Raw genomic sequence first — 14,763 nt, 5'->3', positions numbered from 1 at the left:
GATGGATCACCAGCCGAACAGCTGGGCGAAATGCACATCCACGCGCAGGCCGACAATCAGCGCGTCGGGGATGTTGGTGGTGCGCGTGGGCGCGTAGATCGGGTCAGGGTTGATGACGTACTGCAGGTTCGGCATCAGGCGGATGCCCTTCTTCACCGCCCAGCCGTAGCTGAGCTCGGTGATGATCTCGTCGGCATGCGGTGCACCGGTACCGCCGTAGCGGCTGCGGCGATCACGCAGGAAGCCGATCTGTTCGTCGCTGAAATGCGTATTGGAAACAAACAGGGCCAAGGTGTCCTGGTCGCGGCCAGCAAATGTGCCGGTCTTGACGAAGCCGGCCGACACGAAATGATCGACCGGGGCCTCGTTGCCGGTATTGACGTACACACGCCCGAACACAGCCAGATTGCGCTTGCCCGCGCCACGCCAGACGGTCTGGTCGCCCATGGCGTACCAGCCCATGCGCGCGCCGTCCTGCGCAGCGGTCGGCTTGCCGGTCAGCGCTGCCGAGTTGCCATTGGCATCAAAGTACGGGCTCCTGCCACCGTCGCTGTTGCGATACATGCCCACGCGGTATGCACGCGGCAGGCGATCGTTGGCGAAGCTGGTCTGGTAGCCGACTTCGTAGGCGCTGATGGTGCCGGTGCCCTCGCCCAACGAGAAATCCACGCCGTTCTTGCCGGCCTTGTTCAGTTCATTGTTGTAATCGAACACACCAGCCTGTGCGTACCAGCGGTCATCCACGTCGTAGCGCACAATGCCGGCCCAGGACGAGTTCGGGTAAGCAGTGATGCCCAGATCGGTGATCGCACCATAGGACGTCAGGCACATCGCATTGCTCATGAACACGCAGTTGAGCGGCGAGTTGTTGAAGTAGCTGTTCACTGGCGCGCGGCCAGCGGTGATGCTCAGGCCGTTGTCGAAGCGGTGGCGGATGGTCAGCCGGGTCAGGCGGCCGCCGGCCACGGGCCGCCAGGTCTGCTGCGCACTGATCGAATTGCCGATCTTCTCGCGCGCCAGGTTGCGCCCGGCAAACCAGGCCCACTGTGCATCCACCTCGGTGCCGTGCACGCCGAACAGTTTATCCAGGTCGAACTTCGACTGGGCCATCACCCAGTACGAGCCTTCGGTGCCCTGTTCGACACCACCAACCGGGTTGTGGGCCACATTGCCGACCAGATCCAGGGTCAGGTCAATGCCTTCGGGCACGCTGTGTTCAGCGGCGAAAACGGGCGCTGCCAGCGCGCTGGCCAGCAGCAGGTACAGCGGGGTGCGCAGGAACTGCGACATGTTCTCTCCCTTCCCGGCGCCGCAGGCGCCAGGTCGATGCGTTCAATGGAGGCCACGCGCGGTGGCCGTCAGTCGTCAGGCCATGCCCTCAGGCAGGCTGCGCGCCAAGCAGGCGCTGCCGGGTCCGGCGGGTGCCGATCTGTTCGGCCATGGTCTTTTCGTCCAGCTTGCCTTCCCACTTGGCAATCACCAGTACGGCAATCGCATTGCCGATCAGGTTCACGAAGGTCAGGCCTTCGGCCAGGATGCGGTGGATGCCCAGGATCAACGCGATGCTGGCGACCGGGATGGTCCCGGTGGTGCCCAGCGTGGCGGCGAGCACCACGAACGCCGCACCCGCAACGCCCGCAGCACCTTTGGAGGTCAGCAGCAGCACCGCAATCAGGCCCAGCTGGTGCCACACGGTCAGCTCGGTATTGGTGGCCTGCGCCAGGAAAATCGCTACCGTGGTCAGGTACAGGCAGGTGCCATCGAGGTTGAACGAGTAGCCGGCGGGAATCACGAAGCCGACCACGCCTTCCTCGCAGCCCAGCTTCTTCATCTTCTCGATCAGACGCGGCAGCACGGTCTCGGTCGAGGTGGTCGCCGCCACGATGACGATCTCATCGCGCAGATAGCCCAGCAGGCGCCACAGGCTGGCACCGGTCCACCAGCACACCGTGCCCAGCACCAGCACGGTGAACAGCCCACAGACCACGAAGAACTCGATGATCAGCTCGCCCAGCGACAGCAGCGAGGCAGCACCGAACTGACCCACGGTGAAGGCGATGGCACCGAACGCGCCTATCGGCGCCACGTACATGATGTAACCGATGATCTTGAACAGCGCACCGGAGACACTCTCGATCACGCTCATCACCGGCTTGCCGCGCTCGCCGATGGCGGCCAGGGCCACACCGAACAGCACCGCGACGAAAAGCACCTGCAGCACATGGGCCTCGGTGAAGGCACTGACCAGCGTATTGGGGATGATGGCCATGATGTAGGCCACGATCGACTGGTCATGGGCAGTGTGCACGTAACCCTGGATGCTGGCCATGTCGATGGTGGCCGCATCGATGTTCATGCCCGCACCGGGCTTCCACAGATCCACCGCCACCAGCCCGACGATCAGGGCAAGGATGGTGATCACCTCGAAGTAGATCAGCGACTTCAGTGCCAGGCGGCCCACGCTGCGCATGTCACGCATGCCGGCGATGCCGTGCACCACGGTGACGAAGATGATCGGCCCGATCATCATCCGGATCAGCTTGATGAAGCCATCGCCAAGCGGCTTCATCGCCGAACCCAGGTCCGGCTGCAGCCAACCCAGCAGGACGCCGATCACGGTGCCGGCCAACACCTGGAACCACAACTGGCCAAAGATTCCAAAGCGGCCCGGCCGCTTCCCTACCACGGTCATAACAACCCTCCCAGGTCGCAGAGAATAGAAAGGCGCTGCCTGTTCAGTCGAACAGTTCGCCGTCGAACAGCTTCCGTGCGGTGCGCAGCATGGCCGCGCGGGCCACCTGGCCGTCCTCATCCAGTTCAATCACGCAGGTGGTGGCCCCGCTGGGGTGCTCTACCGCCAGCGTCTGTGTATCCCCACCCGGCAGGCGGGCCAGTGCATGGGCCGGTGAATCCGGCAGCAGGCACGCCGTGGCCACCGTCACCGCCCCCAGCACGCCGATGGAGGCGTGGCAGCGATGCGGGATGAACGAGCGCACGCAGATCGCGCCGCCATCGGCCGGCGCGGCCACCAGCATCATCTTGGGCACCGATTTCTCCGCCACGTCGCCCAGGTTCATCTTCGGCCCCGCCTGCAGGCGGATCGCCTCCAGGCGCGCCTTCAGTGCCTCGTCGGCATCCAGCGTGACGCGGTCCTCATGCCCGGTGATGCCCAGATCCGACGCCCGCAGCACCACGCAGGGCATGCCATTGTCGATCAAGGTCATCGCCACACCGTCAATCAGGTCGACCGCGTTGCCGGTCGGCAACAGCGCACCGCAACTGGAACCGGCGGTGTCCTCGAACGCCAGCGGCACCGGCGCGGCACTGCCCGGCACGCCATCGATGCGCGCCTCACCGGCATAGTTCACCTCGCCACCCGGCGTCTGCACGCTGGCGGTGGCCAGGGTGCCGGTGTTGGCCATGAAGATCCGCACCGGGGTGACACCGTCGCGCGCCGGCACCAGGCCGCGCTCGATGGCGAACGGGCCCACACCGGCCAGCATGTTGCCGCAGTTCTGTGCGTCGCTTACCAGCGCCTGGTCCACGAAAACCTGCAGGAACAGGTAGTCGACATCCGCATCCTCGCGCTGCGAAGGCGAAACGACCGCGACCTTGGAGGTCAGCGGGTCGCCACCGCCCATCCCGTCGATCTGGCGCATGTCAGGCGAACCATAGGCGCGCAGCAGGAACGCGTCGCGCGCGGCCGCGTCTGCGGGCAGGTCCTGGGCGAGGAAGAACCCGCCCTTGGACGTGCCGCCGCGCATCCACATCGCACGCACGCCCTTATTCATAGCGCAGGCCCTTGGCAGCCAGGCGCTCGCGCATCGCGTAGATGTCCAGGCCAAGCTCGCCACGCGCCAGGCGCTCGCGCTTGTCAGCCTCGCGTGCTTCGCGCGCCTGGGCTTCGGCGGCCACCCGCGCCGCGTCGGCACGCGGAACGATGCAGACGCCGTCATCGTCGGCAATCACCACGTCGCCCGCGTTGACCAGAGCACCGCCACAGACCAGCGGCACGTTCACCGAACCGAGGGTCTCCTTCACCGTGCCCTGCGCGTGCACGGCACGGCTCCACACCGGGAACCCCATCGCGGTCAGTTCGCGCACATCACGCACACCCGCATCGATGACCAGGCCGCGGCAACCGCGGGCCTGCGCCGAGGTCGCCAGCAGATCGCCGAAGTAACCATCGGTGCAGTCGCTGGTCGGTGCCACCACCAGGATGTCGCCCTCGCCGAGCTGCTCGATGGCCACGTGCATCATCCAGTTGTCGCCCGGCGGCACCGACACAGTGACCGCGCTGCCGGCAACGCGTGCACCGCTGTAGATCGGGCGCAGGCGCGGATGCAGCAGACCGCTGCGGCCCTGCGCCTCGTGCACGGTGGCCACGCCGGCCTCGGCCAGTGACTGGATCAGCGCCGGTTCGGCGCGCTCGATGCGGGTGATGACGCGGGACATCCATCCATCCTTCGTTGGTGATGGCGCAGTCTGTTCCGCGCCCTACCTCCCCTCAAGATCGTTTTTCGTGCGTGCCATTCAATCTGGTTATAGTTGTGGCATGGATGTGCTTCCCGACCTGAACCTGAAACACCTGCACGCGCTGGTGGCCGTGCACGCCCACGGGGGCGTCAGTGCCGCGGCACCGCACATCAATCTGTCCCAGCCCGCTCTTACCCAGGCGATCGCACGGCTGGAACGGCAACTGGATGCGCCGCTGTTTGATCGCCAACCCGGCGGCATGGTCGCCACCGAAGCCACGGTTCTGCTGGCGCCGCGGATCGAGCGCGCTCTGGCCTATCTGGCGCGCGGCGTACGCGCCGCCCGGCGTGCCGCACGCCTGCCCGCACTGGCGAGCATCGAACGGAGGCTGACCCTGAGCCAGCTGCGCGCCCTGAACGCCGTGGACAGCGCCGGCAGCTTCACCCTGGCGGCAGCGCGCGCGGGAATCTCACAGCCGGCCATGCACCGCGCGGTGCGCGATCTGGAAGCGGTGATTGAAGTGCCCCTGCTGCAGCGCCGGGGCAAGGCGCTGCTGGCTACCCCGGCTGCCACCCGCCTGCTGCGCTGGGTGCGGCTGGCCCTGTCCGAGCTTGCAACCGGGCTGGATGAACTGGCCGCGACCCGCGACCAGCACGGCGGCCGCCTGGCCATCGGGGTGATGCCGCTGGCGCGTGCCCTGCTGCTGCCGCAGGCGCTGGCACGCTTCGCGCGGGCGTGGCCCGCAGCCACGGTGAATGTGGTTGAAGGACCCTTCTCGGAACTGCTGTCCAACCTGCGCGAAGGCAGCCTGGATCTGCTGGTTGGCGCGATGCGCGACCTCAGTGCCGTACCCGACGTCGTGCAGGAAGGCCTGTTCGACGATGACCCGGTCATCGTCGGTCGCGCAGATCATCCCTTGGCCGCGCAGCAGCCGTGGCGCTTCGAGCAACTGCTGGATTACCCTTGGGTCATCCCCGCCACCGGTGCACCGGTGCGCGCACGCTGGGAAAAGATGTTCCGCGACAACGGTCACGAGCCCCCAGTGCTGCGGATCGAATGTGGCTCGCTGGTGATCACCCGCGGCCTGCTGCTGGAAGATGACTGGCTCACGTTGATGTCACGCGATCAGTTCCTGATCGAGCGCCAGGCGGGCCTGCTGGCCGATCTGGGCCTGGCCGGCCACGCCCTGCGTCGCCGCATCGGCCTGACCACCCGCGCCGACTGGCACCCCACGCGGCCGCAGCAGGCCTTCCTGCAGACCTTCCGCGACGTCTGCGCCGAGCGCAGCAACGACGGCCCCGACGCCTGGCCGTTCCGCTACCGCTGAGGCCGCCGGGGTCAGACCCGTTTTCCGCAGGAAAACGGCTCTGACCCCAATTGAACGACCACAAAAAACCCCCGGCTCGCACCGGGGGTTCTTCGTTTACCGCATCAACCGACCCGCAGGATCAGGCAGCGACCGTCTTGGCCACGTCCTGGTATTCCTCGATCTGATCGAAGTTCATGTAGCGGTAGATTTCCGCACCGCTCTTGGCGATCACGCCCACATCGGCCATGTACTCCTCCTTGGTCGGGATGCGGCCCAGACGCGAGCAGATCGCGGCCAGTTCGGCCGAACCCAGGTACACGTTGGTGTTGCGGCCCAGACGGTTGGGGAAGTTGCGGGTCGAGGTCGACATCGCGGTGGAACCTTCGCGGATCTGCGCCTGGTTGCCCATGCACAGCGAGCAGCCCGGCATTTCCATGCGCGCGCCGGTTGCACCGAACGTGCCGTACACGCCTTCCTTGGTCAGCTCCGAGGCGTCCATCTTGGTCGGCGGGGCCACCCACAGGCGGGTCGGCAGATCGCGCTTGCCTTCCAGCAGCTTCGCAGCCGCGCGGAAGTGACCGATGTTGGTCATGCACGAACCGATGAACACTTCGTCGATCTTGGCGCCGGCCACTTCAGACAGCGTCTTCACGTCGTCCGGGTCGTTCGGGCAGGCCACGATCGGCTCGTGGATGTCGGCCAGGTCGATGTCGATGACGGCGGCGTATTCGGCGTCGGCATCCGGCTCCAGCAGCTCCGGGTTGGCCAGCCACGCTTCCATCTTCTCGATACGGCGCTGCAGCGAACGCGGATCCTGGTAACCCTCGGCAATCATCCACTTCAGCAGGGTGATGTTGCTGGTCAGGTACTCGATGATCGGTTCCTTGTTCAGGCGCACCGAACAACCGGCCGCCGAACGCTCGGCCGAGGCGTCGGACAGCTCGAACGCCTGTTCGACCTTCAGCTCCGGCAGGCCTTCGATTTCCAGGATGCGACCGGAGAAGATGTTCTTCTTGCCGGCCTTGGCCACGGTCAGCAGGCCCGACTTGATGGCGTACAGCGGAATCGCGTTGACCAGGTCACGCAGGGTCACGCCCGGCTGCATCTGGCCCTTGAAGCGCACCAGCACCGATTCGGGCATGTCCAGCGGCATGACGCCGGTGGCAGCGGCGAAGGCGACCAGACCCGAACCGGCCGGGAACGAAATGCCCACCGGGAAACGGGTGTGCGAGTCACCACCGGTACCGACGGTGTCCGGCAGCAGCATGCGGTTGAGCCAGCTGTGGATCACGCCATCGCCCGGACGCAGCGAGACGCCGCCACGGGTGGAGATGAACTCCGGCAGGGTGTGGTGGGTCTTCACGTCCACCGGCTTCGGGTACGCGGCGGTGTGGCAGAACGACTGCATCACCAGGTCGGCCGAGAAGCCCAGGCAGGCCAGGTCCTTCAGCTCGTCGCGGGTCATCGGGCCGGTGGTGTCCTGCGAGCCCACCGAGGTCATCTTCGGTTCGCAGTAGGTGCCCGGGCGCATGCCCTGGCCTTCCGGCAGGCCACAGGCGCGGCCGACCATCTTCTGCGCCAGCGAGAAGCCCTTGCCGTTGTCGGCCGGCTGCACCGGCAGGCGGAACAGATCGGTCGGGGCCAGGCCCAGCGCTTCACGCGCCTTGCCGGTCAGGCCACGGCCGATGATCAGCGGAATGCGGCCACCGGCGCGCACTTCGTCGAACAGCACTTCGCTCTTCACTTCAAACTCGGCGATCACTTCGCCGTTCTTCAGTGCCTTGCCGTCGTACGGACGCAGCTCGATCACGTCGCCGTGCTCCATCTGCGAAACGTCCAGCTCGATCGGCAGCGCGCCGGCATCTTCCATGGTGTTGTAGAAGATCGGCGCAATCTTGCCGCCCAGGCAGACGCCACCGGCGCGCTTGTTCGGGATGAACGGAATGTCATCGCCGGTCCACCACAGCACGCTGTTGGTGGCCGACTTGCGCGACGAACCGGTGCCGACCACGTCGCCCACGTAGGCGACCAGGTGACCCTTGTCCTTCAGCGAGAGGATCTGCTGGATCGGACCGCGTTTGCCGTCTTCTTCCGGGGTGAATGCTGCGTCGTCGCGCTTGTTCTTCAGCATCGCCAGGGCGTGCATCGGAATGTCCGGGCGGGTGGTCGCATCCGGGGCCGGCGACAGGTCGTCGGTGTTGGTTTCGCCCGGCACCTTGAACACGGTGACGGTCAGGCTCTGCGGCACTTCCGGGTTGCTGGTGAACCACTCGGCATCGGCCCAGCTCTGCAGCACGGCCTGCGCATTGGCATTGCCGGCCTTGGCCTTTTCCTGCACGTCGTGGAAGGCGTCGAAGACCAGCAGCGTCTTCTTCAGGCCGTCAGCGGCGATGGTGCCGATGCTGGCATCGTCCAGCAGCTGCACCAGCGGGGCGACGTTGTAACCGCCGAGCATGGTGCCCAGCAGTTCGGTGGCGCGCTCACGGCTGATCAGCGGGTTCTGCTCGCTGCCCAGGGCGATCGCCGCCAGGTACGAGGCTTTGACTTTGGCAGCATCGTCGACGCCGGCCGGCACGCGGTGGGTCAGCAGGTCGAGCAGGAACTCGGCCTCGCCCTGCGGCGGGTTCTTCAGCAGTTCGATGACATCGGCCGTCTGCTGCGCGCTCAGCGGCAGCGGCGGGATGCCAAGCGCAGCGCGCTCGGCGACGTGGTGGCGGTAGGCTTCCAACATGACAACTCCCGGGTAATGCGTAGGTTGAAAAAACAAGATGGGCTCAGGCTTGCGGCACGATCAGCTTCAGGCCCTTGAAGTAGTCGCGGTAAAACGTGTCGTTCCAGGTGATCAGGCCATCGCACTGCAGCAGTGCGTGGGCGCCGACCATGAAATCGTCCAGGCTGCGGCGGCCGCCACTGCGCTGGCGGTGGCGGCGGTGCATCTCGCCCGCGCGCAGGGCCGACTTGGCTTCCAGCGCATTGAAGTGCACGCCCATTTCCTCCAGTGCTTCAAGCACCTCGGCGCCGCCGCGCAGCGAGGCGCAGACTTCAGCCAGCGTCGCCCCGCAGACCACCACGCGGCCGCCGACCAGGCTCTGCCGCAGGCAGGCCTCCACCGCATCGGCCTGCGGGCCGTTGCTCAGCAGTTCGACCAGCACCGGGGAATCGACGGCGATCATCACGGCTCAGTCCTCGTCGCGCACAGCGCGTACGGCCGCCTCGGCCGAATCGAAGCCATCGAGCGCGAACTTGCCGCGCGCCCGTGAAATGGCATCGTCAACACTCTTGCGCAGAATGATACGGCTGCCGTCCAGCTCGACCTTCAGCTGGGTGCCCTTGGTCAGGCCCAGCGCATCACGTACTGCCTTGGGCAGGGTGATCTGTCCGCGCTCTGCAACAGTGGCTTCCATGGGTAGGCCCTCTTCGGTATGCACGAATTATACATACCGAAGGGGCCATACCGCCAGCCACGTACTTAGAAGACCAGCTGGAGGCGGGTATTGAAGGTGGTGCCCTCGTCCCGGCTTTGGCCGCTGCCGCTGCGGTTGTAGGTCTGCCAGCGGATCGCCTCGAACATCAGGCGGCTGTAGTCGTTCAGGTACCAGTTCGTTCCCAGCGTCCAGGCGTGGCCGGTGCCGCCGGTCGGCAGCTCCGCGTAGTCCACGTCCTCGTAGCGGGCCTTCAGCTCCCAGGCCCCGACGCCGCCGTCGGTCACCGGGTCGGCCACCTTCACCTTGCCCCAGGTGCCAGCCTTGCCCGAGTAGGCGGGCGTGGCGCCGGCCAGGAACCAGCCCGCCGACACCGCCCAGGCCTGGTGGTCCAGGTCATAGCGGCCGCTGGCGTCGACCCCGCGCAGGGTGCGCGTGCCCCATTCACCGGTCGCCCACGCCGGGCCGAAGAACCCCGCGGCCTCCAGGCCGTAGGCCGTGCTGCGCTCGGCGCCCACCAGGGTGCCCGGAGCGATCTTCACCAGGTCATTGAAATGCCCGGCGATGGCCGAACTGCGCAGCACGCCGCTGGCACCGGCGGCGATCTCTTCATGGAAGGCCCACGCGCCCAGATGCACGGTGGCTGCCTTGCTCGCCACCGGGTTCCAGTGCACGCGCGTGGCCCAGGTCTGGCTGTCGTTGTCGTTGCCGGCGTTGTTCAGATCGTTGCCCGCCACCGACAGGCTGGCGTGCCAGCCCTTGCCGTACACGCGTTCGGTCAGGCCAACGCCGAACAGGCCGCGCTGCGGCAGCATCAGCGTGCCGACCACGTTGCGATCGGGGAACGGCGTATTGGACGTGCTGCTGGAACCGTCGATGCCGCGGTCGTTCAGCCGGTTGCCGACGGTCAGATCGGCCGGCAGCCCGAACAGGGTGTGGTCCACGGTGGCATAGACCGATTTCCAGGCCACCGCGTTATCGGCGAAGTCGCCCTCCACCGCCCAGCCAAGGATGCCGTAACGGCCTTCTGCACCCAAGCGCACCGAACGGATCTCGGTACCGGAGATATTGCGGTCGGACACCGACGAGCCATCGGTGCTGGAGCCATCGACGAACAGGCGGCCGCGCGGGCGGAATGCCACCTTGCCATCGGCGCTGCTGAATTCCGGTGCGCCCTTGGCCCAGGACACCTTGGGCACCTTGGACTGGTTCGATTCCAGCGTGGCAACACGGGTTTCCAGCGCTGGCGCCGGGGTGGCAGCCCCCCCCTGCCCGCCTTCAACGGCGCGCAGCCGGGCTTCCAGCTGCTGGATCTGCAGCGCCTGCTGCTGCACCAGCGCCGACAGTTCGGCCTGGCTCAACGGGGCCGGCGCGGACTGCGCCCCGGCGTGGCCGCTGGCCAACAGCAGGCCGAGCGCAACCGACAGCGCTGCGCGGGGCAGCACGGTGTGCGTGTTCATGGGTTCTCTCTCCGGCCAGCCGGCCCCCTGGCCTGGCGCTGGCCTGTTGCGGTGGTGCGGGGGAAGATCGGGGGAGGCAGCGCGCGCCGCCAGGCCAGCCTGGCGGCGCGGCAGCAAGGCTCAGCTGGTGGCTTGAGCCTGGGCGTTGGGACGCCAGGTGATCAGCTTGTTCTCGACCACATCCAGCAGGGCGTCGATGACCAGCACGAAGGCGGCCAGGATGATGATGCCGGCGAACACACCCACGGCATTGAAGTTGCCCTCGGCCTGCGCGATCAGGTAACCCAGGCCGGCCGAGGCCCCCAGGTATTCGCCGATGATGGCGCCCACCACGGCAAAGCCCACCGAAGTGCGCAGCGAGGACAGGATCCAGCTGGCGGCTGCCGGGAAGTACACGTGGCGCAGCAGGTCGCTGCGGCCCGCACCGAGGATGCGCGCATTGGCCAGCACCACCGGGTTCACTTCACGCACGCCCTGCATGGCGTTGAAGAATGTGGTGAAGAACACCAGGGTGACCGCCAGGGCCACCTTCGACCACAGGCCCAGGCCCAGCCACAGCACGAAGATCGGTGCCAGCACCACGCGCGGGATCGCATTGAAGCCCTTGATGAAGGGGTCCAGGATGCGCGCCGAGCGGCGGCTCAGGCCCAGCCAGACACCGCCGGCCACACCCAGGCCGGTACCGATCAGGTAGCCCAGCGCGGTCTCGGTCAGGGTGATGTACACGTGCTGGTAGAACGAGGTATCGGACAACCAGGTCCAGGCCTGCTGCACGATCGCCGTCGGCGAGGGGAAGAAGAACGGGTCGATCACGCCCAGCGCGATGCCACCTTCCCAGCCACCGAACACGGCGATGACCAGGGCCAGCTGGATGAATTTGTCAGTCTTGGCGTGCATAGCTCTTCTCCACTTCGCCGCGCAGGCAGGCCCAGATGTCGCGGTACAGGTCGGTGAAACGTTCGTCCAGCTTGATTTCGGCGACATTGCGCGGCCGTTCCAGATCCACGTCGAAACTGCGCACCACGCGGCTGGCGGGGCCGGAGGACAGCACCACCACGCGATCACCCAGGGCGATGGCTTCTTCCAGATCGTGGGTGATCAGGATCACCGAGCGCCGATCCTCCTGCCACAGACGCAGAAGTTCGTTCTGCATCAGGTGGCGGGTGTGGATGTCCAGTGCCGAGAACGGCTCGTCCATCAGGATCACCTTCGGCTCGACGATCAGCGCCTGCGCCATCTGCACGCGCTTGCGCTGGCCACCGGACAACTGGTGCGGGTAGCGATGCTCGAAGCCGGCCAGGCCGACCTTGGCCAGCCAGGCATTGGCCTTGGCCTTGCGCTCCGCCTCGGGCACGCCACGGAAACGCAGGCCCAGCTCGACGTTCTGGTAGGCGGTCTTCCACGGCAGCAGCGCGTCCTGCTGGAACAGGTAACCGACCGACTCCTGCACGCCGCTGACCGTGCGGCCGTCGATGGCCACTTCACCCGACGAGGGCTTGAGCAGCCCCGCCACGGAATTGAGGATGGTGCTCTTGCCACAGCCGGTGGGGCCAACGATGGCAAGGAACTCGCCGTCGCCCACCTGGATGTCGACATCACGCACGGCGGTGAATTCGCCGAAGGACATGGTCACCTTGTTGATGGCGACCATGGTCTGTGCAGGCTCCAGCTGCGGCGCGCCGTTGAGCTGGCGCACGGTGGCATTGAGGGCCATGGGGTTACCTCCGCTTACGGTTGGGCAGCCGGCGCCGCAGCGTGGGCACGCTCGACGAAGGCATTGGTGTAGGTCTTGGACAGATCGATGTCGGCGTTGGCGACATCATTGTTGAACTCGCGCAGCACCTTCAGCGGCGTTTCCAGATCAGCCGCAGTGAAGTGGCCGTCGGTGGTGAAGATCGCGCGGGCGTTCTCCACGGCACGGGCGTAGGTGGCCCGGTCACCGGAGACGTAGCTGTCGGGCAGCGCGGCGACAATCTCCTCGGCGCTGTGGTCGGCGATGAACTTCAGCGCCATCTGCTCGGCGCGAGCGATCTTCTCGGCCGCTTCCGGGCGCTGTTCCAGGAAGCTGCGGTTGGCATACATCACCGACGTCGGGTACAGGCCGCCATACACCTGGCGGGCGCCTTCGTCGCTGCGCGCGTCGATGATGATCTTCCCCACCTTGCGTTCGGTGATGAGCGTGGCGGCCGGATCGTAGTTCACCAGCAGGTCGATCTTGCCCTGCTCAAGCGCCGCCACCGCAGCGGCACCCGAACCGACGCCGATCAGCGAGATGCTGTCCACCGGAATGTCATGCTGTGCCAGGAAGTGGCGCACGAAGAAATCCGAAGAGGAACCCGGTGCGGTGATGCCCACCTTCTGGCCCTTGATCGTGTCCGGGCGTGCCGGGTCGAAGGTCGCATCATCGCGGCCGGCCATCACCAGCCCTGAATTGCGCGACAGCAGCACAAACCCCACCACGTCCTTGCGCTTGGCCTGCATCTGGATGGTGTGGTCGTAGAAACCGACCGCCACATCGGTGGAGTTGGCCACCAGCGCCTGCAGCACCTTGGAACCGCCCTGGGCGAAGTTCTCGGTCTTCACGTCAAGACCGACCTCCTTGAAATAGCCCTTGGAATCGGCAATGAAGAACGGCAGGTTGTTGAGGTTGTAGGACCCCACGCTGATCCGCACCGGAGTAGTGTCGCCACTGGCGGCGGCCGTGCCGTGCGCATCGGAACCGGTGTTGCTGCACCCGGCCATGGCCAGGCCAGCCGCGCACAGCGCGGCCATGAACATCTGCTTGTACATCATCCCTCCCAGGAGTGAAGCATCTACGTTGTGGTGGCCGGCCACGCGCGGCTGCGCGGGCTCGACCGGTTTCAGGTCATGCCGCTGAAGTCCATTGGCGGGCTTGGGTGGAACAGGTCTCGGCGGTTGCGGGCGAGGTCGCGAACACGCGGCCTTCAAACAGCCGGCGGGCGGTACGCACCACGCTGGCAACCACCGGCGCATCGTCCGAGCTGCGGCTCAGGCCCACGTCCAGGGCCCCGCTCGGATGTTCGAGGGTAATGCTGCCGGGCAGGCCCAGGCATCCGACAAAAGTGTTGGCCAGCGTGCCCGGCGTGACGGCGGCCGTCGCCAAGCCCACGCCCCCGGTGATCGCCAGCGCGGTGTGGCACTGGTGGGGCATGAAGTAGCGCACCTGCAGATGGCCGCCATGCAGCGGTGCAGAAAGCAGCACCGGCTTGGGAATGACTTTGCTGCCGGCATCGGCGATCCCCATCCGCGCACCGGCTTCGATGCGCAACGCTTCCAGGCGCGCAAGGAACGCCGCATCCGCATTCAGTTCGGCCGGCGACGCATCACCGCGCACCCCCAGGTCCTCGGCGCGCACCAGCATCATCGGCATCGCGCAGTCGATCAGGCTCACCGCCACGCCATCGATGGTTTCCTGCGCGTGGCCACTGGGCAGCAGCTTGCCGGTACGGGCACCGGCGGCATCCAGGAAGGACAGCCGCACCGGCGAGGCCGAGCCCGGCGCCCCGGCAATACGCGTATCCCCGCGGTAGACCACTTCGCCGCCCGGCGTTTCCACCGTGGCCACGATCAGCTTGCCGGTGTTGACGTTGAAGATGCGCACCCGCGTCTGCGGATCCTGCGCCTGCACCAGGCCCCGTTCGATGGCGTACGGACCGACCGCGGCCAGCATGTTGCCGCAGTTGGGCGAGGTATCCACCACCTGCTGTTCCACCCGCACCTGGGCGAACAGGTAGTCCACGTCCGCATCGCTGCGGCTGGAACGGTCGATGATCGCCACCTTGCTGGTCAGGGCGTTGCCGCCGCCGATGCCGTCGATCTGCAGCGGATGGCCCGAGCCCATTACTTCCAGCAGCAGGCGGTCGCGCTGGGCGGTGTCCGCCGGCAGGTCGGATGCCAGGAAGAAGGGGCCTTTGGAGGTACCGCCGCGCATGAGCACGCAGGGAATGCTGAGCAGATCGTTGGACATACGTGTGCTAGATTGATGCGTATAGGGGATGAATACCCCTCTGTGATTCGATACTGGCATGGCCCAGATTGATCTGTGAATTGCTGATTTTTGGATGATTGATACCCA

Annotated in this window: 13 protein-coding genes; 1 reads left to right on the top strand and 12 read right to left on the bottom strand. The window is 66.4% G+C overall.

Features of this window, described 5'->3' with window-relative positions; genetic code table 11:
- Window positions 1-6 precede the first annotated feature (6 nt).
- The 4 genes from C1924_RS09520 to C1924_RS09505 all read right to left on the bottom strand — a co-directional run bounded on the left by C1924_RS09520 (window position 7) and on the right by C1924_RS09505 (window position 4,455).
- Window positions 7-1,290: a carbohydrate porin gene (locus C1924_RS09520; RefSeq protein ID WP_108765071.1), complete on the bottom strand. Its 1,284-nt coding sequence runs from the start codon at window positions 1,288-1,290 to the stop codon at window positions 7-9.
- A gap of 88 nt (window positions 1,291-1,378) precedes the next feature.
- Window positions 1,379-2,692, bottom strand: coding sequence for a C4-dicarboxylate transporter DctA (dctA, locus tag C1924_RS09515; RefSeq protein ID WP_108765070.1), 1,314 nt, complete (start codon window positions 2,690-2,692; stop codon window positions 1,379-1,381).
- 43 nt (window positions 2,693-2,735) lie between these two features.
- On the bottom strand, window positions 2,736-3,791 hold the full coding sequence (locus C1924_RS09510) for a 4-oxalomesaconate tautomerase (protein ID WP_108765069.1): 1,056 nt from the start codon (window positions 3,789-3,791) through the stop codon (window positions 2,736-2,738).
- On the bottom strand, window positions 3,784-4,455 hold the full coding sequence (locus C1924_RS09505; protein WP_108765068.1) for a 4-carboxy-4-hydroxy-2-oxoadipate aldolase/oxaloacetate decarboxylase: 672 nt from the start codon (window positions 4,453-4,455) through the stop codon (window positions 3,784-3,786). The genes C1924_RS09510 and C1924_RS09505 overlap by 8 nt, the downstream gene beginning before the upstream one ends.
- A gap of 100 nt (window positions 4,456-4,555) precedes the next feature.
- Here C1924_RS09505 and C1924_RS09500 point away from each other — a divergent pair, with 100 nt between their 5' ends.
- Window positions 4,556-5,803 (top strand): LysR family transcriptional regulator, encoded by a 1,248-nt coding sequence (locus C1924_RS09500; RefSeq protein WP_108765067.1) that lies wholly within the window; start codon window positions 4,556-4,558, stop codon window positions 5,801-5,803.
- Window positions 5,804-5,924: 121 nt separating this feature from the next.
- Here the strand turns inward: C1924_RS09500 and acnB are convergent, their stop codons facing one another.
- The 8 genes from acnB to C1924_RS09460 form a co-directional block, all read right to left on the bottom strand.
- Entirely contained in the window at window positions 5,925-8,516 is a 2,592-nt protein-coding gene (gene acnB, locus C1924_RS09495) for a bifunctional aconitate hydratase 2/2-methylisocitrate dehydratase (RefSeq protein ID WP_108765066.1), read from the bottom strand.
- A gap of 43 nt (window positions 8,517-8,559) precedes the next feature.
- Entirely contained in the window at window positions 8,560-8,958 is a 399-nt protein-coding gene (locus tag C1924_RS09490; protein WP_108765065.1) for a type II toxin-antitoxin system VapC family toxin, read from the bottom strand.
- A gap of 6 nt (window positions 8,959-8,964) precedes the next feature.
- Window positions 8,965-9,189, bottom strand: coding sequence for an AbrB/MazE/SpoVT family DNA-binding domain-containing protein (locus C1924_RS09485; protein WP_108759291.1), 225 nt, complete (start codon window positions 9,187-9,189; stop codon window positions 8,965-8,967).
- Window positions 9,190-9,254: 65 nt separating this feature from the next.
- Window positions 9,255-10,667 (bottom strand): porin, encoded by a 1,413-nt coding sequence (locus tag C1924_RS09480; protein ID WP_108765064.1) that lies wholly within the window; start codon window positions 10,665-10,667, stop codon window positions 9,255-9,257.
- Between the two features lie 120 nt (window positions 10,668-10,787).
- On the bottom strand, window positions 10,788-11,564 hold the full coding sequence (locus C1924_RS09475; protein WP_108765063.1) for an ABC transporter permease: 777 nt from the start codon (window positions 11,562-11,564) through the stop codon (window positions 10,788-10,790).
- Complete coding sequence (locus C1924_RS09470) at window positions 11,548-12,381, bottom strand: ABC transporter ATP-binding protein (protein ID WP_108765062.1); 834 nt, start codon at window positions 12,379-12,381, stop codon at window positions 11,548-11,550. The genes C1924_RS09475 and C1924_RS09470 overlap by 17 nt, the downstream gene beginning before the upstream one ends.
- A 14-nt stretch (window positions 12,382-12,395) precedes the next feature.
- Window positions 12,396-13,457, bottom strand: a complete 1,062-nt coding sequence (locus C1924_RS09465; protein ID WP_108767016.1) for an ABC transporter substrate-binding protein — start codon at window positions 13,455-13,457, stop codon at window positions 12,396-12,398.
- Between the two features lie 76 nt (window positions 13,458-13,533).
- Window positions 13,534-14,655 carry a 4-oxalomesaconate tautomerase gene (locus C1924_RS09460; RefSeq protein WP_108765061.1) on the bottom strand — a complete coding sequence of 374 codons (1,122 nt, stop codon included), beginning with the start codon at window positions 14,653-14,655 and terminating at the stop codon, window positions 13,534-13,536.
- Window positions 14,656-14,763: the final 108 nt, after the last annotated feature.

The sequence above is a fragment of the Stenotrophomonas sp. ESTM1D_MKCIP4_1 genome (genome assembly GCF_003086895.1).
GTDB lineage: Bacteria > Pseudomonadota > Gammaproteobacteria > Xanthomonadales > Xanthomonadaceae > Stenotrophomonas.
The sequence above is the reverse complement of the archived record's forward strand: the minus strand, read 5'-3'. Positions and strand labels throughout refer to the sequence as shown.